This window comes from Bacillus sp. 2175 (genome assembly GCF_057812155.1).
In genome coordinates this window covers 269,551-290,973 of record NZ_JBSZSU010000009.1, presented here as the reverse complement: position 1 = coordinate 290,973, position 21,423 = coordinate 269,551, and the positions used below count along the sequence as shown (strand labels likewise).

The window sequence follows — 21,423 nt, the reverse complement described above, 5'->3', positions numbered from 1 at the left end:
AAAAGGGAGATTCAATCATGTTATCAAAAATGAAAAATTGGTTAAAAAATGAGGATTCGCAACTATCATCAGAAAACGGTATGTTAATCGCTCTGGCGGTAATTATCGTATTAGTAATTGGCCCATTTGTATGGAAAGCAATCCAAGGTGGTTATGATACGATCCTGGCAAGATTCACAAAAGCATCAAGCAATGCAGACGTAAATTCTTGGAATAAGTAATGAAAGATTTAAATAGATAAGTTCTAATTTTAATAGATTCTTAAAATCGGTATATAAAGGAGACGAAATGAAATGTTAGCAAAGATGAAAAGTTGGTTAAAAAATGAGGATTCACAGTTATCATCAGAAAACGGTATGTTAATCGCTCTGGCGGTAATTATCGTATTAGTCATTGGCCCATTTGTATGGAAGGCAATCCAAGGTGGCTATGATACGATCCTGGCAAGATTCACAAAAGCATCAAGCAATGCAGATATTGATTCTTGGAATAAAAAATAAATGTAAAAATAAACGAGGGGGCTACTCTAAAAGTGGTTCCCTTTTTTACACAGCATTTTTTATGAAATTAAGAGGGGAGTAAAGAAAATGGGTCTGTATATTGTGGGATTATTACTAAGTTACATGTTCCTAAATGTATTTACTGATTTGAAATATAGAAAAACAAAGAATATGTGGCATCTACTATTCTTAATAGTAGGGATAGGAATTACGTACCTTGCCGGAATAAGAACAGGGAAAGAGATTGCAATTGTACTAGTCATGGCCTTAGCGTGTGGTTTATTGCTAGAGACATTTAAATTCTCTTCACCTGGTGATACCAAGATGCTTGTGGTGGTAGCTTTATATATTAGCAATGTAGTAGAAGAATCGGCTATGCTTACTGCCATTACATTAACAGCTTTCCATTTGCTATTCTTTTGGATTGCTAGTGTGTATCGATTAATTAAAATTTTAGGGTTTGTGGGAGCGATTAAAGACCAATTGGAGCATGCTGCTTCTATATTTGGGGCAAAACTACCAAAGAAAGAAATACAGCTGATACAGAGCTTTCCTGGGGCTTGTTCTATTTTACTAGGGGCAATGGTGTATATTTCGTTCACTATCTATCAAAACGGAGGTATGTTAGCTTGAATAGTAGAATTATTCATCAAAGAGAAACATATATTTATTTCACGATATTCGTACTAGTAGGGGTGCTTATTGCAAATATGTTTATTCATATGGTGTTTGTATTAGCGTATCCGTTACTTATCGGATTAATTGTGCAGGTTATCTTGTTGCAGAAGATAAAGAAGCCATTTTATCGGAGCGGAAAAGAATTAACGGAACAATTAAAACTAAAAAATATATTTCTAGTAGAATCAAATATTTTAGGAGATGAAGAAGGAGCTGTTTATGAGGTGCATCAAATGCCTTTTGGATTCTCTAATGGATTAATTAATAAAGATAAGAGTTATAAAGTCATAAAACAAGAGTATGATAGAAAAGTCAAAGAGGATTTAACGAAAATTGCAAAATGGCAAGTTACAACAAAAGCTAGACTTGTTACGACAACACACTTTCGTTTATATACAATTTGGCAGAAAAATAGTACAGGTTATCAATTGAAAAAATTAGAGGATTGTGTTGATCCGTATGCAAAAATGAATCTCATACAATGGATGATTGCATCATTCTGTACGACTGGTCGTATCAAATATGATAAGAAACCAAAAGAGTGGGAAAGCTACGAATGGATTGCGTTAAAATAAAAAGACAAAAGTACATAACTTTTGTCTTTTTATTAATTTATACAGCTCAATGAACTATGCATTTTTTTTAGCTAGTTCTAAATATGCTTCATGTTTAGTTATTTCACTGATATCAAGTCCGAAATCAAAATCATCCTTTTTTGATTGGTAACCATAAGATACTAAACCGGAATCTTTATGATTCTCAGGGAAGTAAATTAGTACTTTTGCATTTTTATAGTCTTTTAAATGCAATAATTCGTACAGTTTTTCAATTAGATATTCGCTAATTAGGTTAATAGCACTTGTTCCGCCAACAATAGTATAAAGGTCATCATAAATGTGCAATGCATGATTTTTTCTATCAACGAATAGTAAAAAGTGATTGTAACCTACGTGGAAGTTTTCTATTACTAAATGGTATTGCTCCTCATGGCTAGTAGGAAATAAGAAAATATCAAATGAATCTTTAGTTACCAAAATAGCTGTTTCTTCATTTTTTGGGTCCTTTTTGAACATTTTAAACATGAAAATCCTCCTCTAAAGAACGTGTGTTTGTTCTGATTGTAACACGAATTGGATTTAGTTAATAGTAAATAAAGGAAGAATAAAAAATAAGGCCTTATTTTTTATATAGGCCTTATTAAATGACGAATGAGATATGACTCAATATCTCGTGTAGGGTAATTTTATTATACATAATTTTCGAAAAAAACTAAAATAAATAAGTTCATTTTTGTGATAAAACATAAAGTTATTGAAATTTAGATACGAATTGATTAATATAAATATATATTTAATGTTTAATTGATTCCGTTTATTCCCACACCTTATTGTGTTGTGGTTGAGTTGTAGAAGCAAGTTGCGTCTTGTTTCATTTTTGAAAGGGCTTCTTTGAGCCGATTAGTGTATATCTAGCTTATTTTGCTATGCACATTTTTAATCGACTTGAAGGAGCCCTTTTTGTGTTGTTTTCAAGTTAGGAATCACTTGTAAAAAGGTATTTAGATTTAGGTATACAAATAAAAAACACTGTGAGAAAAAACACAAGATTTGTGTTTTTTTTGCTTTGGAAGGGGATCATTATAATGAAATACGAACATGCAATTACACTAGATAAACCATTACTATCACTAGAGGAGATAATAAAAATCTTTCAGAGGAATGAAGTTACTCAACCAATTCGAGAGCGTAATTCTAGCATTTTCCGTGATACAGAAGACTATATTGCAGATAAAATGACAGCCTTACACATCAACTCTGATGAGTATTACAATACGATTTTTTTACCAATTTTACGCCATGATTGTGAAGAAGATTGTTATTTTCCATTTGAAAGGAAGTACTGTTTAGAGGTGTATGGCTATCCATGTACGTTAGAAGATATGTTTAAGGAGTGGGGTCTTTATATTATTAACAAGATGGATTGTACATTAGAAAAAGTTATGTCTGAGTATGTAGAGGTTACAAATCCTTTATTTGATCCGACTGTAGAAGAATTGGCCAGAATTATTAAATATAACAAAGAGCGAACTAAGGAGTGTAGTAGATTATTTAATATTCCTCTTGAGCCATTAAAGAAATTATTAAAGGAGTCCTCCCATACCGTTATTGAGATTATTCAAAACGTTGAAATGGAGGACATATCAAAACTTCCTACACACTTAGGTGTTCAATTTGCTTATAGAAGGGAAACGAAAGAACTTTACATGTATCATGGAGAAAAACATTTGCCGTGGCTTTATCGAGTATTACTTTTTCTTCATATTTTTGAGTTATCTATTCTACGTGTAAAGTAATCAATTGTTGTGAAGTAGAAAAATAATAAATATATAACCAGGGGGAAATTCAAATGAAAATGAGTTATGAAGTATCTATATTTTGTTCTGCACATCCAGATGATTTTATGCCAAATTTACGTGCATTACGAATGAGGGTTACAAAGGAAGGAGCATTTTGGGAACGAGATTGTTATCAGTTTTCCATTAAACCATCAAACTTGTCACAGCGAGCAGCCAAACAAGCAGGGGAAATCTATTTGTATCATGTTCATTTTAATGGATGTGTACGGGATTTCCTTTTTTTATTGGAAAGATGTTTTAGAGGGACGAGTTTTCGCTTTACTGCTATCCGTGGTTTTTTAGATGTAGAAGGTTATTCACTTAAAAAATGGAAACCGATTCTACGTAACCACCACATAAATTCTGCAGATGTAGATTGTATTTTCAAGAAAGATGATCTTGTAATGATTGTGCATCAGCATGGAGGTTTAGAGGTGGTTAAGCGTGCGGAAAAAGGCGAACAATTAAAAAAAGTAAACTTTCTGGAGGTAGATAGCTGGTTACAAGCACTAAATCCGACAAAAGAGGATCTTTTCTCTTTAACAGGTGTGAGTGTATCGTAATGAGTGATTTACATAACTATATGGAAGTCTACAGACAGAGGGAATGACAGAAATCCGTAGTGAAAAACGACTATGAATTTCTGTCTTTTTATTTTATAAAGGAGGATTTTAGCATGAATTTATTTGAACTGTTCGATTTAGAGGTAAGAGAAAACATAATAGTACAAGATGTGAGGACAGATAAACAAGTTCGCAATCAATACAGCTATGATGTTGGTGAGAAATTAGTAGGAGCTAAGAAAGAGCTAAGAGCCTTAAAAGAATCATTTTTAGTATCATTTTCTTTAGAAGTTTTAGCAGAAATTGAAAAAGAATCTCCAGTAGAAGCGCTCAATACATTGGATCGAAACGCATTAATTCCATTCTCTTTTGAACATGAAAAAGAAAATGATGTCCCGCCACGTGTTGCAAAATTAAAGCAACTGCTAGTGGGCAGGATTGATAAGAAGCCAATTGTAGATACACCGACTGCAAGGAAACTGTATGTGCAAGCATGTAGAAGAGTTTGGCATGATATACAGTTAATACATACCTCAGAACAATGGATAGATCTTGTTGGTTCTTACGGTAAGGAAATGCAAAACGGTTGGTATGCATTTAAAAAAGATAAGAATGTCACATACACATTTAAAAGAATGGTAGAAGAATATTTTGATGAATTTGTTGATGCAGATGGTATGGAGTTATTAATATTAGGAAAGAAATTCATATCACTTTGTACAAATTCAAAAAGTATTAATTCTACATACCTTCGTGTATCACATGAACTAACATGGAATGATTTACTTACGAAAAAGGTTACGACTCGTAAGAAATCCACAGCTGCTTGGAGTAGGAAACTGCCAGATACCCTCCAAAGAAAAGGACCAGAAATAGAATTTGCTACCAAACCTGAAGACGTAGTTACTATGTTTGGATTGAAGGGAATGCAATTTGGACATTATTGCACCGAACAATATGCAAAAGAACATATTGAGCATGTATCTGAGGCGTTACATGATGTAGCCCGTATATTGGGGATTCCACCTGAGTATATAGGGCTAGGAGGACGCTTAGGGCTGGCAATTGGTGCGAGAGGAAGCGGCAATACATTAGCACATTATGAACCTTCTACCAAAGTCATTAATTTAACTCGTGATAATGGAGTCGGGGCATTGTGTCATGAATGGGGACATGGTGCGACACGTTTCTCTATAAGTAGTTGAACTACGAAAAGAGAACATAAATCAGTATTTATTAAAGGTTTATGATAACTGTATTCTCGATAGATGAAATGAGAGCTGCCAACAAAAGCTTGAAGCGTCTACTCTGATACTCCTACATGCGATAAAGCGCCTATTGGCTTTATTGTATGAAGCTAGGTGAAGTCGCCTGAATAATACCCTAACATCTCCTTTACGAGTTGTGGAAAAACAAGTAGAGGTACTTGTCGTATTAGATAGGGCGGGAGGCTATAAAACGATTATGGTTAGTAATTCCATTAAGGATAGACGAACAACTGAATGTACCCATCTATACCCATAATGTCTAGAAATGGACTTCTTGCTAAGTTCGCAAGGTCACTTACCGATGAGTAAAAATCGTGATTATGAAAATCGGGAGCAATTATATGGTATTGTTAAAGTGACAGGTGGAGAGGTTGGACCTAAAATCGTATGCACAGCTAGAGGTTACGGAACGTGGAAAGTCACATACAGAAATGTTAATCGTTATAGGCGAGTGTTCTGTCACTACAGGGAAGCTAAATACTAGAAGAAATGTAGTTCAATGTGATGAGAGTAGGGGCATAGTACCGTTGAAACTATGGAAACATAGTGGAGGGATAGCCCTAAGTCAATACCAAAATAATTATTATAGTGAATATGTTTGGAATCGAGTAAGAGTAGATAGGTGAAATCCTATAAAGGAGAGTAACAAACAAACTAATGGCAAATCGTAGTATTCAACCACAATATTATAATTTTCAAGGGGAATTAGATGGTCTGTATGTAAAATCAAAAAATGGTGGGAACTTCAAAGATTTATATTCTTTCATTATTGATGAAAGAAATATAAAACTTGCCTTTGGTACTATTAAATCTAATCAAGGAAGTAAAACACCTGGTACTGACCAAATAACAATTAATGAATACAAAGGATTCTCAGATGATGAAATCATTCATCTAGTCCGTGAAAAACTAATTAACTTCAAGCCTGATAGCGTAAGAAGGGTTTTCATACCCAAAGCTGATGGAAAAAGTAGACCGTTAGGAATACCAACTATGCTTGACCGCATTATTCAACAGTGTTTCAAACAGATTCTTGAGCCGATTGTAGAAGCAAAATTTTATGAGCATAGCTATGGGTTTAGGCCTTTGAGATCGACTCACCATGCAATCGCTCGTACCAACTTTTTAATTAATATTAATAAGCTTCACTATTGTGTAGATATTGATATAAAGGGTTTCTTCGACAATATCAACCATAATAAGCTAATAAAACAACTATGGAATATTGGGGTAAGAGACAAGCAGGTTCTAGCAATTATTAAGAAAATGTTGAAATGTGAAATTGTGGGTGAAGGTAAAGCGGAAAAAGGAACGCCACAAGGTGGTATCCTCTCTCCTTTATTGGCCAATGTCGTACTTAACGACTTAGACCATTGGGTAGCTTCACAATGGCATAACTTCCCAACGAATACACACTATGAAGATAACAGACCAAGATATAGGGTACAGAAGAAAACGAAACTAAAACAAGGCTTTATTGTGCGATATGCAGATGATTTTAAAATCTTCACAAATAGCTACAATTCAGCTAAAAGATGGTTTCATGCGGTGAAAAACTACATTGAAAAGAATCTAAAGCTTGAAATCTCAGAATCTAAATCAAAAATTACTAACCTTCGTAAAAGGAAGTCGTTATTTCTAGGAATCGAATTTAAAGCAGTTGCTAAGAAGAAAAAATTTGTGGCACAAAGCTACATTCCTAAAGATTCAATGAAATCAATTCAAGCAAATATTAAGAAGAAAGTGAAGTCTATCCGCATTAATACGATTCCAGTAAAAGTATCTGAATTAAATGCTTATATTCGTGGTGTGCATGACTACTTTAAAGTTGCAACACAAGTAAACAAAGGTTTTCACAAAATCACCTATCACTCTAATAGGGTTATTTATAATAGGTTAAAAGGTAAGGTTTATTTCCATGCGGATAATGGAAGTAATAAAGGTTATAAGAAATCAGGCTACAAAACTTTTAATGTTGGTGGTATTCAAGCAATTCCCATCGGTAACGTGTCACATTCAAGTGCTATGAATTTTTCTCAAGCCCACACCATTTACTCAGAAGAAAGTCGGGTAAAGTACGGCCACAAAGAAAAAGCAGCACATATGAAAAAGGCATTTGCTTATCTTGAAAGGAATTTTGTTCCCAACCGTAGCATTGAGTTTAATGATAACCGTATTCGTCGCTTCGCTCAAACACAAGGAAGATGTGAAATCTCAGGTGTTGAGATGGCATTCTACCCCCAAATGGTACGTTGCCATCATGTGAAAAGGCGGGCTGATGGTGGCGATGATAATTACAGAAATCTCATTATTGTACATGAATTAGCACACAGATTGCTTCATGCTACAAAACCGAACCTTATCGAAAAACTAATGAAACAGCTTATGCTTAGTGATAAGCAGGTTGAGAAGGTAAATAAACTACGATCCAACATGAATCTATTTACTATTTAATAATACAAAAGTTATTGATGGAACGCCGTATGCGGTGAAAGTCGCACGTACGGTGTGAGGCGGGGGAAAAGTTGGAGATAACATCAAATTCTTACCTATCGTACCCGAAATGGGCAGTAGCTACCCTCTTGCTAATCGCAGGAGGATGCTACACATCACTGGATCATTTCTTATATGATTGTAGTCATGATTTTAAAAATGGTAGCCTTGCTTTCCTATCAAGTGGGAAGAGTATCGGAAATATTTTGCCTGCTATTATCAAAGATAGGATGCAAGCTGTGCTAGATGCTTGTAAACAAGGAAAAGTGGCCAGAGTAATTAATGTGGAAAATGCCCATGCTAGAAAGTGGTATTTCTATGGTAGCGTCATTAATAGTTATGATGTATATAAGGGGAATGTGTCAGGTATTCTAGAATCCTATCACTTAAGTTCGTACAGAAAGCTGGATACCTTATCAGGGGCAGCTAAGACGCGTATGGAACGTAAAGTTGAAAAAGAATTTGAGAAAACCGCACAAATGTTGGCTGCTTATCACTATAAAAAAACAGGCGAGAAACTTAATGAAATATCTTATCAAGCGAAAGGGTCTGTATACTTTGATACAGCCATTCAGTTAGATAAGAAGAGAACCAAAAAGTATTGGTCTACGAATCATGAGATGTTTGCTAGAGCATTTGAATCGTATGTAGAATCAGCTTTGCTAGATCAAGAACATAGAAACGATTATTTAGTTTGTGATACATATTCTTTTGTATATCCGTTAGGAGAACAAAGAGAATATCTGAATAGAAGTATAAAGAGTTTAATGGAAGTAGCTGTTCCATATATAATTAACAGTATACAAGGAGTGGGGAATAATGAATTATAACATTCAAAAAGGTCAATTTCGTTTAACGAGTGCTTATCCAAGAGGTAGCTGGTGGGAATTTTACCGTGTTACGTGTCCGATTTGTCATGATACAGGTAATTGCATGCTGCATGTTTCGCAAGAGAAGGTAGCATGTACACGTGTAGAAAGTAAATGGATTTACGGAAAAAACACGGGCAACCCAAGCTACATTCACTACATAAATGGAAAAGATAAGTATCGATTGCCTGAGGCGGATGAAGTTCAGATTCATGATAAGAAAAGCAATGAGGAATTAGATGTGTTTAATCGGAAATTAATGGATTTCATACCATTGCAGGAGCATCATCATACACATTTATTACGAGATAGAAAAATGAGCGAGGAACAAATACAAGTACGTCAATATCGATCTTTCTTAAAACAACAAATTGTGTTAGAGAAGGATAATACGTATACGACTGTTTGGGAACAGCATTTTAAACAGATGGGGAATAAAAACTGTTGGCAGGGGGTTCCGGGCTTTTATGAGATGAGGAAGGGTCAACTTTCTCTTCGTTTGATGTCAGGATCTCCTGGTATATTGATCCCTTTTCGAAACCAGTACAATCAAATTGTTGGATGGCAGGTTCGTGTGGATGAAGTGAAAAACTCCGTTCATGTGAAATCGGCACCCAATGGAGTTCAAGCGGAATTAATCGAACAGCCTAATGTTGTAAAGATAACTAAAAATGGTGATTGTATCTTTGAAGGCGAACTAGAAGTGAGCAAAAAGCTAGAGATACCATTTCAAGAGGGACAAATTGTTGTAAAGATACATAAAGGGCAAAAGTATCTGTGGCTCTCATCAGCAAACAAAAATCAGGGGACTGGTGCAGGTGGTAGTGAAAATCCACTTCCTGTACATGTAGCGGTACCGAGTTCTCATTTAAAACATTGGAATTCTGGTACATTGCATCAAACTAAATCAGTAATGATCACAGAAGGACCCATGAAAGCTGATTTGATTGCTGATTTGATTCCAAAGCGATTTAATAAAGCAGAACTTATTGAAGTAGGAACGACGGTTCTTGCGATTCCTGGTGTAAACGCTTGGCGAATTACTATGCCTGTATTAAAGGATATGGGTGTAGAAAATGTCTATTTAGCGTTTGATGCCGATTTAGTAGAGAATCAAAAAGTAAGGAAAGCTCTTATAGACTTTGCGACAGAGTTAAAGCGATTGGGCTATAACGTAATCATAGCTGCATGGAACCCAACGCAAGGTAAGGGGCTGGATGATACAATGCAAGCGGGATTTAAACCTGTATTTCAGAGATTGTGAAAGTTATAAAGTAGGTTGATATTTTCATAAATAGGTAGATTGAAAAAGATAGAGTTTTTAATTCTATCTTTTTCTTATATCCAATTAACTAAAAGAAGGGTAGAAGAGAATATGAATACATCTATGAAAAAAAAACTAGTGAATTTACGAGTTGATTTTGCTTTCAAGCGCTTGTTTGGAGTAGAAGGAAATGAAGATATATTAATAGGGTTTCTGAATGCGGTACTACAATCATCTATTGATGAAGAAATTACATCTTTGCACTTAGATGATCCGCATCTTCCAAGAGAGCAGAAGGGTGATAAATTATCTATTTTAGATTTGCGAGCTACTCTGAATAATGGTATAAAATTAAATATAGAGATTCAAGTTCGAGACAAAAAAGATATGATAGAGCGCTCTTTGTTCTATTGGTCAGGCATGTATTATTCCCAAATGACTCAAGGGATGAAGTACACGGAATTAAGACCAACCATTTGTATTAATATAGTAGATTTCATACTATTTCCAGAAGAGCAAGAGTTTCATAATGTTAATACAGTGATGAACAAAAAATCTAAGCGTATCATTACAGAAAATATGCAGTTGCATTTTCTTGAAATTCCAAAAGTAATTCAAGAATGGCAAGGAGAACGAATGAATCCATGGGAAGACTCTTTAGCGCGTTGGTTATTATTATTTCCTGCGCATGAGGATGAGAGATTAACAACAATCCTGGAGGCGATAGCAATGGAAAAAGATCCAGTTTTGAAAAAGGCAATAGAGGATTGGGAGCGTTTAAGTAGCGATAAGGATTTTTTACGCTTATATGAGGCTAGAGAAAAAGCAATAAAAGATAGAATATCAGAAATAGAAACGGCAGAAGAAAAAGCTGCGAAAAAGGCCGCAGAAATAGCTACCAAAAAAGCCACAGAAGAGACTAGAATTGCAACTAAGATAGAGATGATTCACAATTTAATTAATGTCGGTATACCTATTGAGAAAGTAGCGGAAGCCACTGAATTAAGTGTGGAAGAGGTTAATGAAATTTTAAAAAATAAAGAGTAAATATAAATAATATTAAATAGGTAATTGTGATTACAAACAATTACCTATTTTTTTATTATTTTTGATTGATGCCCATTTTGTGATTACAACTATATTTTTTCTTGCTTTAGGATTCCCTCTAATTCATAACGAAATTCATTAGTCTTCTTAACATCCTTTAAGATTGCCTCAAGATCCTCTTTTTTAACAAATTCTCTAATGGAATGGTTAAATAACATTAATCTACCGTATCTTTGTTCAATCTCTTTAAACCACGTTTCATTTTTCAATAACTTAAAGTTTTTACGAATCATTTTTTCTTTTTTTGAAGGAATGGACATAAGGATTCCCCCAAATATATCGCCAATTAAGTCACCCATGAATAAGCCTCCTTTTTCTACATTGTACCATTCAGAAAAAACGATGTGGGATCAAAAATTCAATACGCTATAATGAAATTAAGAGAATATATACGAGGGAAGAGGAAATAAATATGAAGGTAACCAGGGATATGCTACATGAAATGATAGACAAGGTAAATGAAAGTGAAATACATAAAATATACGATGTGTTGCAATCTATTTTAAATAGTAATGAAATTATAATTACCCCTAGAGAGGCAGCGTTAAGAAAAGCGAAAAAAATAAAAGTTGTTTCGTTAGATGCATTAGATTCATTTTTTGAAGAGAAAGAATAATTATATACTTAATATGTAATTTTTATATATTTAAGGACGTTAAGAGGTATGTTATTATGCAAAATAAAAAAGAAGGTTATTATGTACATGTGTATACACTTAGAGACAAAAGTACAAAATCTATAAAAATAGAACCATCGTGCTCATTGAATGAAGAAATGAAAGTTTTAGGTCTTACGGACAGTGATATTTTTCAAATTCAAATGGTATGGTACGATCCTAACAAAGAGCATAAAAAGTAATAAAGGTGTAAATAAGGGGTTGTATTTTTAAAATCGTATTGCTATAATATAAACGTAATAAGATTTTACAATAAAATATAAAATTAATCAGTTCGCATATAAGAGAAGACCTCAATATGCGCCATGTCCTTAGGGGACGTGTGCGTGTATTGGGGTCTTTTTGCGTTTTGCGAGCAAAAACATCCGGAGGTGCAGGAATTATGTTGAATTGGTTGTCTGCAAAACTTATGACAACATCAGTAGGAGATTTCTTACTGGCAAAAAGTAGCTTTACGAAAGGTCTTGGTGGTAGTGGCAGTGGTGCCAATGCTGAAACTGTCCAAAAAAGCATGAACACATTAGTGAAAACTTTAATTGGTTTTGGGGGAATTTGGGTGGCAGCTTGCGTTGTATTCGCAGCTATTAAACTATCTGGTGCACAAGGAAAGAACCCTGAAAACCGTACACAAGCTATGATTGGTTTAGCTTGCGCGGCAATTGGAGGCTTTGTCATGATCAAAGCGTACGACATTGCTGCTTGGGTTACAACAATCTAATAAAAGAGTTTGTACAAGCTCTCCTCCATTTGGGGAGAGCTTCTCTTATACAAGGGAGGAAACAAAATGAGAAAAGTAACTGTTCCTGTTGATATGACTTCGGAACAAAAAACGCTGTTAGGTGTATTAAGTAAGCGCCAATTGATTTATTTATTAGGTGGCGGGGCGGCCCTTTATTTATATGTACCATTTTTATGGCAGTTGTTTGCACCTATTGATGCGGTAGTAGCGTTTTTTATTTGCCTAATTTTAGCACTACCAACGGTAGTAGGTGTAATAGCGTTTGGTTTTATTTATAAAGAAAAACAACACATGTATCTTGATAGATTTTTACTTATCAAAATGCGTAGCCGCTCCGAAAAAGGAAAGTGGAGAAAAGGGTACGAGCCAACTACATGGGCAAAGGAGAATTTATAAATGTTGGAAATGATATATTTTGCGGCGATAGCCATTGTAGGGTTTTTCTTTTATCGGAAAATGAATGGAAAACCGCTGTTTGGTTCTAAGAAAAAGGGGAAAAAGCAAGGTGGAGTAGAGAAACATACTGCTGAAAAATCTGGAAAGAAAAACAAAAAGAATACACCTGCTGAATCGGAAATTGATGAGGATAATGTTGATTTCTTTCGGGATTTTGTAGAAGACATTAAGGAAATTGATAATCACATGATTCGATATCATGATGACACATTTGTCCTAATTGCGGAAGCACATCCGGTTAACTATTACTTACTTTCCAATATGGAACAAGAAGCGATTGATATCAAAATTGAATCATGGTTAACCACATTAGAGTTTAATACGAAAGTATATATTCAAAGTAAGTTCGTAGATTTAACAGATCCTGTACGAAAAATGACAGAAACGATGAAAGGTGCGAAGGACCTTACACCAGAGACGGTTCTATATGGACAAGAAGTTATCGATAACTTAGAGTACTGGCAGCGTTCACAACCTCGATATGAACAAAAACGTTATTTAATTTATCCATATAAGGTTGATATTAGTACGATTACGGCTGATACAGAGGACGAATTAGAAGAAAAGATTGTAGATAAGGCATTTAACGAACTATATCGTCGTTATAATGCATCCCGAAATCTACTATCGAAAGCAAAAATTAATGTAGAAATGTTAACGAAAGATAAATTAATAGAACTTTTATACGTAGCATTTAACCGTCGGAAAGCCGTAAAAGCTCGTTTCCAGGATTTAATTGAAAACGAGAATTTCTCGCTCTATTCAACAGGGGAAACAAATGAAAGAAAACTAGAGTTAATGAAGAAAGTGCTAGCAGAAGAAAAAGCAGAAAAATCAAATAATGGGGTGGCGTAAATATGAAGTTATTCGGAAAAAAGAAAAAGGAAAAGAAAAAAGAAAAGAAAAAAGTAGAAGCCGAAGAGAAGGATGAATTGGAGCTAGAGGAGGAAGAGCTGGAAGAAGAAGTACCGACGCAATTAGACAATCAAACAACAGTGTTTGATGTTATTGCTCCAGAAGGTATGAAAATTGATGCAGAAGATTATGGAGTTATTAAACAATCTTTAGGAAGCAATACGTTCTTCCGTCCGTTTTATATTCCACGTGATGGGTACCCACGTATGATGCAAACCAATTGGCTCAACATGTTAACTTCGGCTGGAGAAGTGGATGTCATGATCGATATTCATAAAGAGCCAAAAGCTAAAGCAATGCGATCATTAGATATGCAGCTGACAATGTTACGTTCCAATCTTTCTTTCCAACGTACACGAGGAAACATTGACCAAGAAAAAGACTTAGATGCAAAAATTCAAGATACAAACAATTTAATGGATGAAATCCAGTTCAATGAAAACGACTCTTATATGGTGAGTACGATGGCTGTTGCGTATGCAGAATCAAAGAAAGAATTAGACGTTTTATGTGAATATCTTGAAGATGAAATGCAAGCATCTCACTTTAAGATAGCGAGTACTTGGAACCGTGTGAAAAGTGGTTTGAAAGCGGTTATGCCATTAGGTGCACCAAATACGCTGCAAGATACTTATCGAAATATCGATAGACGTGCTCTATGTACATTTGCACCCTTTGTATCAGGATCCGGAAGATTTAACGGTGGGATACCAATAGGAAAGAACAAAATTACTGGCCAAGTAGAATTTTTAAATTCATTCGGGAATGCAGATTATCGTCCACCAAACTATAACATTGGTGTGACAGGAATTTCAGGTTCCGGGAAAAGTTTACTTTTAAAAATGAAGCTAGCTCGTGAAACGTCACTTGCAGATACACATGCAATGATTATCGATCCAGAAGGTGAATTCGTAAAAATTACAAAACGTTTAGGTGGTATTAATTTAAACATTTCACCAGAAAGTAATATCATTATTAACCCTTGTGCAATCGCTGTAACAGAACTGCAAATTACAGATAAAGATGAAGAACTAGAAGCGCTGGAACAATACGATAAGAAAGAACTCGTAGAGCGTGATGGCGTGAAGTATGTAAGATTTGTACCGATTCTAGAGAAAATCAATGAAATACTCGGATTCTTTGACATTATTATACGCGGACAAGATTTTGATCAACCAGGATTAAATGTATTCCAACGTACAATGCTAGAAGATGCAATCCGTGAAGTGTTTGATAAACATGGTATTACTTCACATCCTTCTTCTTTATATACAGATGAAGTGAAGAAGGTGGATGGACAATTAATTCAGTCTCAAGTAAGAAAGCCAGAGCCAGAGTTAAAAGAAATCTACGATGTCATAGTAGAAAATCATGGAGATGATGTGAAGGCAGAAGAGTTAATCGCCGCGATTCGTCCGTTCTTACGTGATGGTTCAAAACCATTATTTGATGGACAAAGTCATTTTGGTCGTGGTGTAGAAACACAGTTAAATGAATCACGCGTTGTTAATTTCAACATTAGCCATTTAGAGGAAGGATTTTTAAAACCAATCGCTTTCCACGTTATCTTGAACTATATTTGGGAGCATTGGATTAAGAGTCCAGAACATGCTATCAAACGAAAAGTACTGTATGTGGATGAGATGTGGCAGTTTATCGATTATGAACAAACGGTTAACTTCTTAGAAAAAGTAGCACGTCGTTCACGTAAAAGAAATGCCGGTATGTGTTGGGCAAGTCAGGACTTTGTTCGTATCTTAGAAAATGTAAAAGCTCGTGGTATCTTGCAATCTACTTTCTCTTATTTCTTCTTAGAACAAAATAAGATTGATAAGAAAAAAATTCAAGAGAACTTTAACTTAACTGCTGGGGAGCTTGATATTATTCTCAACAATCCAGGAAAAGGAGAAGGGATTTTCCGTGTAGGAGATAGTTCGGTTTGGATTCAAACAGATCCATCAGATAAAGAAATGATGTTTATTGAATCGAATGAAGCGGTACTTCAAGAGCTTCTAAACAATATGAAGAAAGTACAAGGGTACGCAGGATAGTAGCGTACCTTTGTAAAGGAAGGTGAAATTATGCTTGAGAAAATAATAGATTGGGTCGGTGGCCTTGTTATCCATATGGTAAAGGCCCTACTAGCGCCTATTTATGGATTTATGGATACTATTCCAGTTCTAGTCTTTGGTGGAGATAAATCTAATCTAGATTTTTTATATGCAAAGAATGCAGTTACGAATGTATTAGATACTGGTATGCCTGTCATGTTTAAATTTGTTGCTTTTTGTGTCCTCGTCAGTGTAGTGATTACAGCAGCAAAATATTCAGCAACGACTATGAATCCAAATAATCGCACGGCATTAATTGAATATGCAAAAGACTTAATGATTATCTCGATTTGCCTCTGGCATTTAGATTTCTTTTATAATTTTGTATTTGATCTAAATTCTTGGATTACATTGGAATTTAAAGAGGCGATAAATGGAGTAAATAACGGGAATTTCAACCCGGATCAACAAATACCTTTATTAAAGTCTGGACTGTCTGACAATAAGACGATTACAGAACTTTCAATGGAAGGCCATAAAAATGATTATATGTTTATCATATTCGGACTATTTATTGAAGCTGGATTAATGATATGGGCAAACTTTTATTATTTAATGCGTGCTGTGACACTATACGTATTAATGTTACTAGGCCCTGTAATGGTAGGAATGTGGTTGTTCCCGCAAAAGAAACAACAGACGTTATATTGGATTCGTGAGTTTATGGGAGCAGTATTAATTCAAGCGATTCACGCAATTACCCTATGGTTAGTCATTACACTTATTGGAGGTGCACAAAATCCTATCATAAAATTAGTATTGCTTGCCATGTTTATCCCAGTTGGTGAAATTGTGAAAAGTTTTATTGGCCTTAGCACCAATGCATCCGCTGGTATTCATAGAGCGGGTACGATGATGGGTATGGGTGCTTTAGCAAGTGTGGCTGGTTTGGTTAAAGGTGTTCGTGACGACTACCGTAGTGCAAAAGATAAAGGGAAAGAAAAGAAAGATGGAGAGAAAGATAATAAAGAAGATGCGGATAACCCGAAAAATGCATTAGGAGCAAATTTAGGGACAGATGTTGGTACAACATCTCGTGCAGCTCGTATGTTAAAAGCAGGTCAAATTGGAAGTTCAATTGGTAAAGCAGCGACAGGACTTGCAGGTATGGCAGCGGGAGCTGGTCTTGGACCGGGAGCGATGGTAGCAGGCTCGCAAGTTGGAAGTGCATTAGGTAGTGCTCCTGGTGCAGTGGCTGGTAGAAGTGTTGCTGCAGTCGGCGAAGGGGCTGTAGCCTTAGGAAAACATATTGGTTCGAGTATAAAGAAGGGTGCGGACACGTATTCAAATCTAAATGGCGAATCGTATCCGGAACTAACCGATGAAGATATCGCACAGGATTTAGCTACAAAAGATTTTGAAAATTGGAAAGCGGATAATCCTGATTCTGCAGTTGCGAGTCGCTTAAAACAAGCATTCCCTGGTGCGTCCGATGCAGAGATTGCTAAAAAAGTAGCGAAAACAAATGGTGATCAAATGTCTCGTTTCTCAAATCAGCGGAAACAAGATTTACAAAATATAAAGAAAACCGCTACACCATATGGAAATGCTAGAGATTTAGTTAACGCTGCAACGAATGCATTCCAAAAGGGGTATGAGGCAGACCATAAAGATACGTTTATGAGTCAGTTACCAGAAAATATGTCAGCGGAAGAGAAAGAGAAACATTGGAACGACCATTTGAACACAAAAGTACAAGGATTTAGAAACCACGCAGAACAGGCGGCAACAAAAGCAGGAGCCATGCCAGTTGATGCGAAGGACAAACAAGGAAACAATCTGTTTGATAAGTCCTATGTGAATAAAGATGCGTTTGCTTCTCGGCTTGCATTAGGAAAAGTCGGAAAAGCAGTCGAGGATGTAAAAGGAGAAACGTTAGAAAGTGGCCATCAAAATATGGGACAAGTCGGTGCTCTTGTCGGTGCTTCTACTGCTGCATTTAAGAAAGCATATAGTGCAGACCATAAGGCGGGATTCATGAAACAATTCCCTGCAGATATGCCGCAGCAAGAAAAAGAAGCCGCATGGAATAAACATTTAGGTCAAAAAGTACAAGGATTTCAAAATCATGCACAACAAGCGGCGGAATCAGCTGGTATTGTACAGCAAAAAGATGGTACAAACTATGCGAATAAAGAAGCTTTCGCTTCTCATTTATCACAACAGTTACAAAAAGATCCTGACTTAAATGCGATGGGTATATCCAGTGCGGCAGGCATTCAGCAGGCAGTCAACGGTGTGAAAACGCACGGTTTGACAAATGGAACAGGAGGTCAGCAAGCAAAACAAGTAAGTAATGTTGGGAACCTGGTACAAGCTTCTACAGAATCCTTTAAACAAGGATATGCAGCTGAGAACAAGGCAAGCTTTATGAAAAACTTGTCTCCAACTATGTATCCAAAGCAAAAATTAGAAGCGTGGCAGTCACACCTGAATGAAAAAGGAAATGAATTTAAAGCAGTCGCACAACAAGCGGCAGTACAAGCAGGAGCGATGCCCGTACAGGCAAAAGATACGAGTGGTAAGAGTCTACATAATCAATCGTATATTAATAAAGATGCCTTTGCTTCGCAATTAACGAAAGGATTACAAAGCCATGCAAGTCTTGGAACGGTGAGTCAACAAGTAGGTTCTGGAATTACTAGTGCGATTCAAGGTGTTCGTTCACATGGCGTTGCAACAAGTAGCGCAATCAATAAAGCAGTATATGCAGCGACACGAACGCAAGCCAGTATCGCACGTGCAGGAGATCTTTCCGTTGCGGAAATTGAACGCTCTTATGCAGATGCATCAACAAGTGTAGCAAATATTGCACAAAGTGCTGGTAAAATGTCTATCCCAACATCTGCAGTGGGACGTATGACACAGCAGAGTACAAAACTTGGCATGAGTGTAATGGAAGGTGCGAAACACCTTATGCTTGCGGATCGCATTGATACGGTATCAAATGCATACTTTAGTGCCGCGAGTGCTGTTCAACAATCCGGAGGGAATGCAGTACAAAGAGTGATAAGTGGGACTACTGCTGCTGTTAATACATCATTAGGTGGGAATGCAGCAGAGCGCCACTATAATGTGACAAAAGGCTTAAGTTACGCCGCAGGTGTGATTGGTGGTGCGGGTGCTTATCAAGCAACTGCACGTATGGTAAGTAAACATAATCCGTATAACAGTGCAGTTCGTACAGAAGCAAAAGAGATTCAGGAGATTCAGAGAATGGTACCAACAACAACAGATCATACAGGCGCGCAATCGGTTGTAAAAGGTGCAGTACGTCTTGTGACGACAAATAATAAATCATGGATTGAAGCAAAAGACGCTAGTGGAATGAAGCAAGTTGTATCTCGTTATGGTAGTGGAGATAGTAATATACGCTCTGGACAAGTGGTATATCAGGATTTAAATATTTCAGACGGACAATTAACGCAGTATCGTAATGGTACGAAAGCATCTCCAGCCTATATACAAGATTCAAGTGGTGGCAAAATCAATATTAATCGCTCAATCAATGTAAATCCAAATCAATTAGTAGGAAACCAAAATCAAAGACCTTTACAACAGAAACCGGTATTTAATGAACCACCACTTACAGTCAATCACAAGGTAGACAATGGTCACTTCTATATGTCTGATTTAGACCAAGGTGGCTATAAGAATGTACAAATGGTGGTAGAAAGAGATCGTAGTTACATGGTTGCGACAACAACAGACGGTACAGTGTCACGTATTTCGCCATTCGGAAAAGGAGATACGCGTTTACAAGCAAACCAAAGGATTGAAAGAGCTTGTGAAGTGAAAGACAGTAGTATTAAACCAAGAGAAGAAATCTTAGTAACACAAACACAGGACGAAGTAGTCCGTACAGAGACGCATTTGAATTTATCAGAACATGACCCACAAAATCTGATTCCATTTGCGCCAAACCCTCGCTTAGCACAGCGAAGAGGAAGAAATTCTCAAAATGGAAAATATGGTGTGATAAGTCTATGAGTCAAAATCCTAACGATCCAAATGAACAGAAAAAAAGTAATCCTTTAAAAGATGTAGCTTCCCACTTTATTAAGAAAAAAGGGATGCAAGCGCGCGGGAAAATGGCAAAATTGGCAGGAAAAGCAGGAAGGGCGGCAGCGAAAGCTGCTGCCAAAATGCTAAAAGCAGGTATATTAAAAATTGTGGGTGCTGTTGTGGCAGCGGTTGGAGTACCTGCCGCTTTGGTTATGGGAGTAATTATTGCTGTGTGTGTGATTTTAGTCTCTTTTGTACCTTTTACTGATGATGAAGGTAAGACAGAGGAACAAGTAAAAAAATATATGGAAGTCTCAATGGCTTTGAATGTGGATTGGAAAGAGGTCGTCGCCTTTGACATGGCACGATATGATAATGATTTAACTGGTAAAGATCCGCATGATGCTATATCATATTTATTGGATATCCAATATGAAGAATATACAGAAAAAGAGGTATGTGAGGCGGGACCGAATGGTCCTTGTGAAAAAAAGAAAAAAGAGATGCAAAAAACAAAATCTGAAAGTTACTCCGGACCAGATGTAAAAAAGATAGTAGGAGATACAGATTTTAAGAAAAAAATAGATGAGATTAATGCAAGTGGAAGCAAAAAAGTGACAACATCTTCTCATGGACTAGAGAAAGCTATGGAACTCGCAAAGTTTAGTAAAAGTCAAAAAGAACGTGCGCGTGAGATATTAGAAGCCGGGATGTTAGAAGGTATGTATGGACATCTAGCACCTTCTAGTAATTTTGTTGGTGGTATGTGTGTAGGTAATGTGAGTCCTGGCGGGGAGCCTGTCAATCTTAATGCAAAAGTTACAGGATATCTTCCAAAGATTAAAGAAATGGCAGAAAAACATGGTGTTGCTCAATATGTTGGTATTTTGGCTGCCCAAATGATGCAGGAATCAGGTGGAGCAGGAAATGACCCGATGCAGGCTTCAGGCGCGACACGTTTCTCTATAAGCGTTTAGACGTGAAGTGAGAGTGTTGCTGAAATTTATCTTAAGCAACAATAACTAATATATCGAGAGTTGGAATGAAAATCGTCATGTTGAATTGAAACAACTCCATTAATACTCCTACATGCATGATTTGTTAGTAGACAGATTGTGTATGAAGCTAGGTGAAGTCGGCTGAACGAGCCTAAGTGATTTTTAATCATATGGTGTAGGATAGGTCGGATGGCTGAAAAGATAACTATGGTGAGAATGTCCCTTATGGGTCTGACGAATTTGCGAAGGTACGGGTCTAAAATTGCACTATACCGAAAGGTATAGCACACAAGAGTGTGGTAGGGTACCGAGAAGTACGAATCTGACGGTAGGAAATCGGGATAAGCAACGATGAGCTTATAAACTCTACAGGCTTATAGCAAACA

General features: G+C 36.3%; 19 protein-coding genes and 3 pseudogenes. 20 read left to right on the top strand and 2 right to left on the bottom strand.

What is annotated here, in order from left to right; translation table 11 throughout:
- Positions 1–17 precede the first annotated feature (17 nt).
- The 4 genes from ACXKY9_RS30330 to ACXKY9_RS30315 all read left to right on the top strand — a co-directional run bounded on the left by ACXKY9_RS30330 (position 18) and on the right by ACXKY9_RS30315 (position 1,753).
- Complete coding sequence (locus ACXKY9_RS30330) at positions 18–221, top strand: hypothetical protein (protein WP_000949459.1); 204 nt, start codon at positions 18–20, stop codon at positions 219–221.
- Positions 222–293: 72 nt separating this feature from the next.
- Entirely contained in the window at positions 294–500 is a 207-nt protein-coding gene (locus ACXKY9_RS30325; RefSeq protein WP_000879959.1) for a hypothetical protein, read from the top strand.
- An 87-nt stretch (positions 501–587) separates the two neighbouring features.
- Positions 588–1,133 carry a hypothetical protein gene (locus ACXKY9_RS30320; protein ID WP_000525025.1) on the top strand — a complete coding sequence of 182 codons (546 nt, stop codon included), beginning with the start codon at positions 588–590 and terminating at the stop codon, positions 1,131–1,133.
- Entirely contained in the window at positions 1,130–1,753 is a 624-nt protein-coding gene (locus ACXKY9_RS30315; RefSeq protein WP_001088476.1) for a hypothetical protein, read from the top strand. Before ACXKY9_RS30320 ends, ACXKY9_RS30315 begins: the two co-directional genes overlap by 4 nt.
- A gap of 54 nt (positions 1,754–1,807) precedes the next feature.
- Here ACXKY9_RS30315 and ACXKY9_RS30310 read toward each other — a convergent pair whose 3' ends face one another.
- Complete coding sequence (locus tag ACXKY9_RS30310; RefSeq protein WP_000475631.1) at positions 1,808–2,260, bottom strand: hypothetical protein; 453 nt, start codon at positions 2,258–2,260, stop codon at positions 1,808–1,810.
- A gap of 560 nt (positions 2,261–2,820) precedes the next feature.
- Here ACXKY9_RS30310 and ACXKY9_RS30305 point away from each other — a divergent pair.
- The 8 genes and pseudogenes from ACXKY9_RS30305 to ACXKY9_RS30270 all read left to right on the top strand — a co-directional run bounded on the left by ACXKY9_RS30305 (position 2,821) and on the right by ACXKY9_RS30270 (position 11,077).
- Positions 2,821–3,531 (top strand): hypothetical protein, encoded by a 711-nt coding sequence (locus ACXKY9_RS30305; protein ID WP_000873001.1) that lies wholly within the window; start codon positions 2,821–2,823, stop codon positions 3,529–3,531.
- A gap of 53 nt (positions 3,532–3,584) precedes the next feature.
- Complete coding sequence (locus ACXKY9_RS30300) at positions 3,585–4,136, top strand: hypothetical protein (protein ID WP_000784218.1); 552 nt, start codon at positions 3,585–3,587, stop codon at positions 4,134–4,136.
- Between the two features lie 113 nt (positions 4,137–4,249).
- A pseudogene (locus ACXKY9_RS30295) lies at positions 4,250–5,326 on the top strand (hypothetical protein); the annotation flags it as partial.
- A gap of 352 nt (positions 5,327–5,678) precedes the next feature.
- Positions 5,679–5,888: a hypothetical protein gene (locus tag ACXKY9_RS30290; protein ID WP_170927429.1), complete on the top strand. Its 210-nt coding sequence runs from the start codon at positions 5,679–5,681 to the stop codon at positions 5,886–5,888.
- Between the two features lie 173 nt (positions 5,889–6,061).
- Positions 6,062–7,858, top strand: coding sequence for a group II intron reverse transcriptase/maturase (gene ltrA, locus ACXKY9_RS30285; RefSeq protein ID WP_000013625.1), 1,797 nt, complete (start codon positions 6,062–6,064; stop codon positions 7,856–7,858).
- A 155-nt stretch (positions 7,859–8,013) separates the two neighbouring features.
- Positions 8,014–8,727: pseudogene (locus ACXKY9_RS30280) on the top strand (LPD1 domain-containing protein); the annotation flags it as partial.
- Positions 8,717–10,030, top strand: coding sequence for a DUF3854 domain-containing protein (locus ACXKY9_RS30275; protein WP_001108754.1), 1,314 nt, complete (start codon positions 8,717–8,719; stop codon positions 10,028–10,030). The pseudogene ACXKY9_RS30280 and the gene ACXKY9_RS30275, both read left to right, overlap by 11 nt.
- 111 nt (positions 10,031–10,141) lie before the next feature.
- Positions 10,142–11,077: an Rpn family recombination-promoting nuclease/putative transposase gene (locus ACXKY9_RS30270; RefSeq protein WP_001098031.1), complete on the top strand. Its 936-nt coding sequence runs from the start codon at positions 10,142–10,144 to the stop codon at positions 11,075–11,077.
- 89 nt (positions 11,078–11,166) lie between these two features.
- On the opposite strand, the gene ACXKY9_RS30265 is transcribed toward ACXKY9_RS30270, so the two are convergent.
- Positions 11,167–11,436 (bottom strand): hypothetical protein, encoded by a 270-nt coding sequence (locus ACXKY9_RS30265; RefSeq protein ID WP_000502626.1) that lies wholly within the window; start codon positions 11,434–11,436, stop codon positions 11,167–11,169.
- 113 nt (positions 11,437–11,549) lie between these two features.
- Here ACXKY9_RS30265 and ACXKY9_RS30260 point away from each other — a divergent pair, with 113 nt between their 5' ends.
- From ACXKY9_RS30260 to ACXKY9_RS30225, 8 genes and pseudogenes are all read left to right on the top strand, one after another.
- Entirely contained in the window at positions 11,550–11,753 is a 204-nt protein-coding gene (locus ACXKY9_RS30260; RefSeq protein WP_000869334.1) for a hypothetical protein, read from the top strand.
- Positions 11,754–11,809: 56 nt separating this feature from the next.
- Positions 11,810–11,995: a hypothetical protein gene (locus ACXKY9_RS30255; protein WP_001180021.1), complete on the top strand. Its 186-nt coding sequence runs from the start codon at positions 11,810–11,812 to the stop codon at positions 11,993–11,995.
- Between the two features lie 116 nt (positions 11,996–12,111).
- Complete coding sequence (locus ACXKY9_RS30250; protein ID WP_001216652.1) at positions 12,112–12,531, top strand: hypothetical protein; 420 nt, start codon at positions 12,112–12,114, stop codon at positions 12,529–12,531.
- Positions 12,532–12,597: 66 nt separating this feature from the next.
- The gene (locus tag ACXKY9_RS30245; protein ID WP_001233517.1) at positions 12,598–12,948 is read left to right on the top strand and encodes a PrgI family protein; all 351 of its coding nucleotides are present in this window, start codon (positions 12,598–12,600) and stop codon (positions 12,946–12,948) included.
- On the top strand, positions 12,949–13,863 hold the full coding sequence (locus ACXKY9_RS30240; RefSeq protein ID WP_000892000.1) for a hypothetical protein: 915 nt from the start codon (positions 12,949–12,951) through the stop codon (positions 13,861–13,863).
- A gap of 167 nt (positions 13,864–14,030) precedes the next feature.
- Complete coding sequence (locus ACXKY9_RS30235; RefSeq protein ID WP_372584303.1) at positions 14,031–15,974, top strand: VirB4 family type IV secretion system protein; 1,944 nt, start codon at positions 14,031–14,033, stop codon at positions 15,972–15,974.
- A gap of 30 nt (positions 15,975–16,004) precedes the next feature.
- A complete protein-coding gene (locus ACXKY9_RS30230; RefSeq protein WP_000890337.1) occupies positions 16,005–20,024 on the top strand; it encodes a TrbL/VirB6 family protein in 4,020 nt (1,339 codons plus the stop codon).
- Positions 20,021–20,986, top strand: a pseudogene (locus ACXKY9_RS30225) (lysozyme family protein); the annotation flags it as partial. The gene ACXKY9_RS30230 and the pseudogene ACXKY9_RS30225, both read left to right, overlap by 4 nt.
- Between the last annotated feature and the right edge of the window lie 437 nt (positions 20,987–21,423).

Coding starts and splice junctions, on each gene's coding strand:
- ACXKY9_RS30330 (WP_000949459.1), top strand. CDS start 18: ATGTTATCAAAAATGAAAAATTGGTTAAAAAATGAGGATTCGCAACTA.
- ACXKY9_RS30325 (WP_000879959.1), top strand. CDS start 294: ATGTTAGCAAAGATGAAAAGTTGGTTAAAAAATGAGGATTCACAGTTA.
- ACXKY9_RS30320 (WP_000525025.1), top strand. CDS start 588: ATGGGTCTGTATATTGTGGGATTATTACTAAGTTACATGTTCCTAAAT.
- ACXKY9_RS30310 (WP_000475631.1), bottom strand. CDS start 2,260: ATGTTTAAAATGTTCAAAAAGGACCCAAAAAATGAAGAAACAGCTATT.
- ACXKY9_RS30305 (WP_000873001.1), top strand. CDS start 2,821: ATGAAATACGAACATGCAATTACACTAGATAAACCATTACTATCACTA.
- ACXKY9_RS30300 (WP_000784218.1), top strand. CDS start 3,585: ATGAAAATGAGTTATGAAGTATCTATATTTTGTTCTGCACATCCAGAT.
- ltrA (WP_000013625.1), top strand. CDS start 6,062: ATGGCAAATCGTAGTATTCAACCACAATATTATAATTTTCAAGGGGAA.
- ACXKY9_RS30275 (WP_001108754.1), top strand. CDS start 8,717: ATGAATTATAACATTCAAAAAGGTCAATTTCGTTTAACGAGTGCTTAT.
- ACXKY9_RS30270 (WP_001098031.1), top strand. CDS start 10,142: ATGAATACATCTATGAAAAAAAAACTAGTGAATTTACGAGTTGATTTT.
- ACXKY9_RS30265 (WP_000502626.1), bottom strand. CDS start 11,436: ATGGGTGACTTAATTGGCGATATATTTGGGGGAATCCTTATGTCCATT.
- ACXKY9_RS30260 (WP_000869334.1), top strand. CDS start 11,550: ATGAAGGTAACCAGGGATATGCTACATGAAATGATAGACAAGGTAAAT.
- ACXKY9_RS30255 (WP_001180021.1), top strand. CDS start 11,810: ATGCAAAATAAAAAAGAAGGTTATTATGTACATGTGTATACACTTAGA.
- ACXKY9_RS30250 (WP_001216652.1), top strand. CDS start 12,112: ATGCGCCATGTCCTTAGGGGACGTGTGCGTGTATTGGGGTCTTTTTGC.
- ACXKY9_RS30245 (WP_001233517.1), top strand. CDS start 12,598: ATGAGAAAAGTAACTGTTCCTGTTGATATGACTTCGGAACAAAAAACG.
- ACXKY9_RS30240 (WP_000892000.1), top strand. CDS start 12,949: ATGTTGGAAATGATATATTTTGCGGCGATAGCCATTGTAGGGTTTTTC.
- ACXKY9_RS30235 (WP_372584303.1), top strand. CDS start 14,031: ATGAAAATTGATGCAGAAGATTATGGAGTTATTAAACAATCTTTAGGA.
- ACXKY9_RS30230 (WP_000890337.1), top strand. CDS start 16,005: ATGCTTGAGAAAATAATAGATTGGGTCGGTGGCCTTGTTATCCATATG.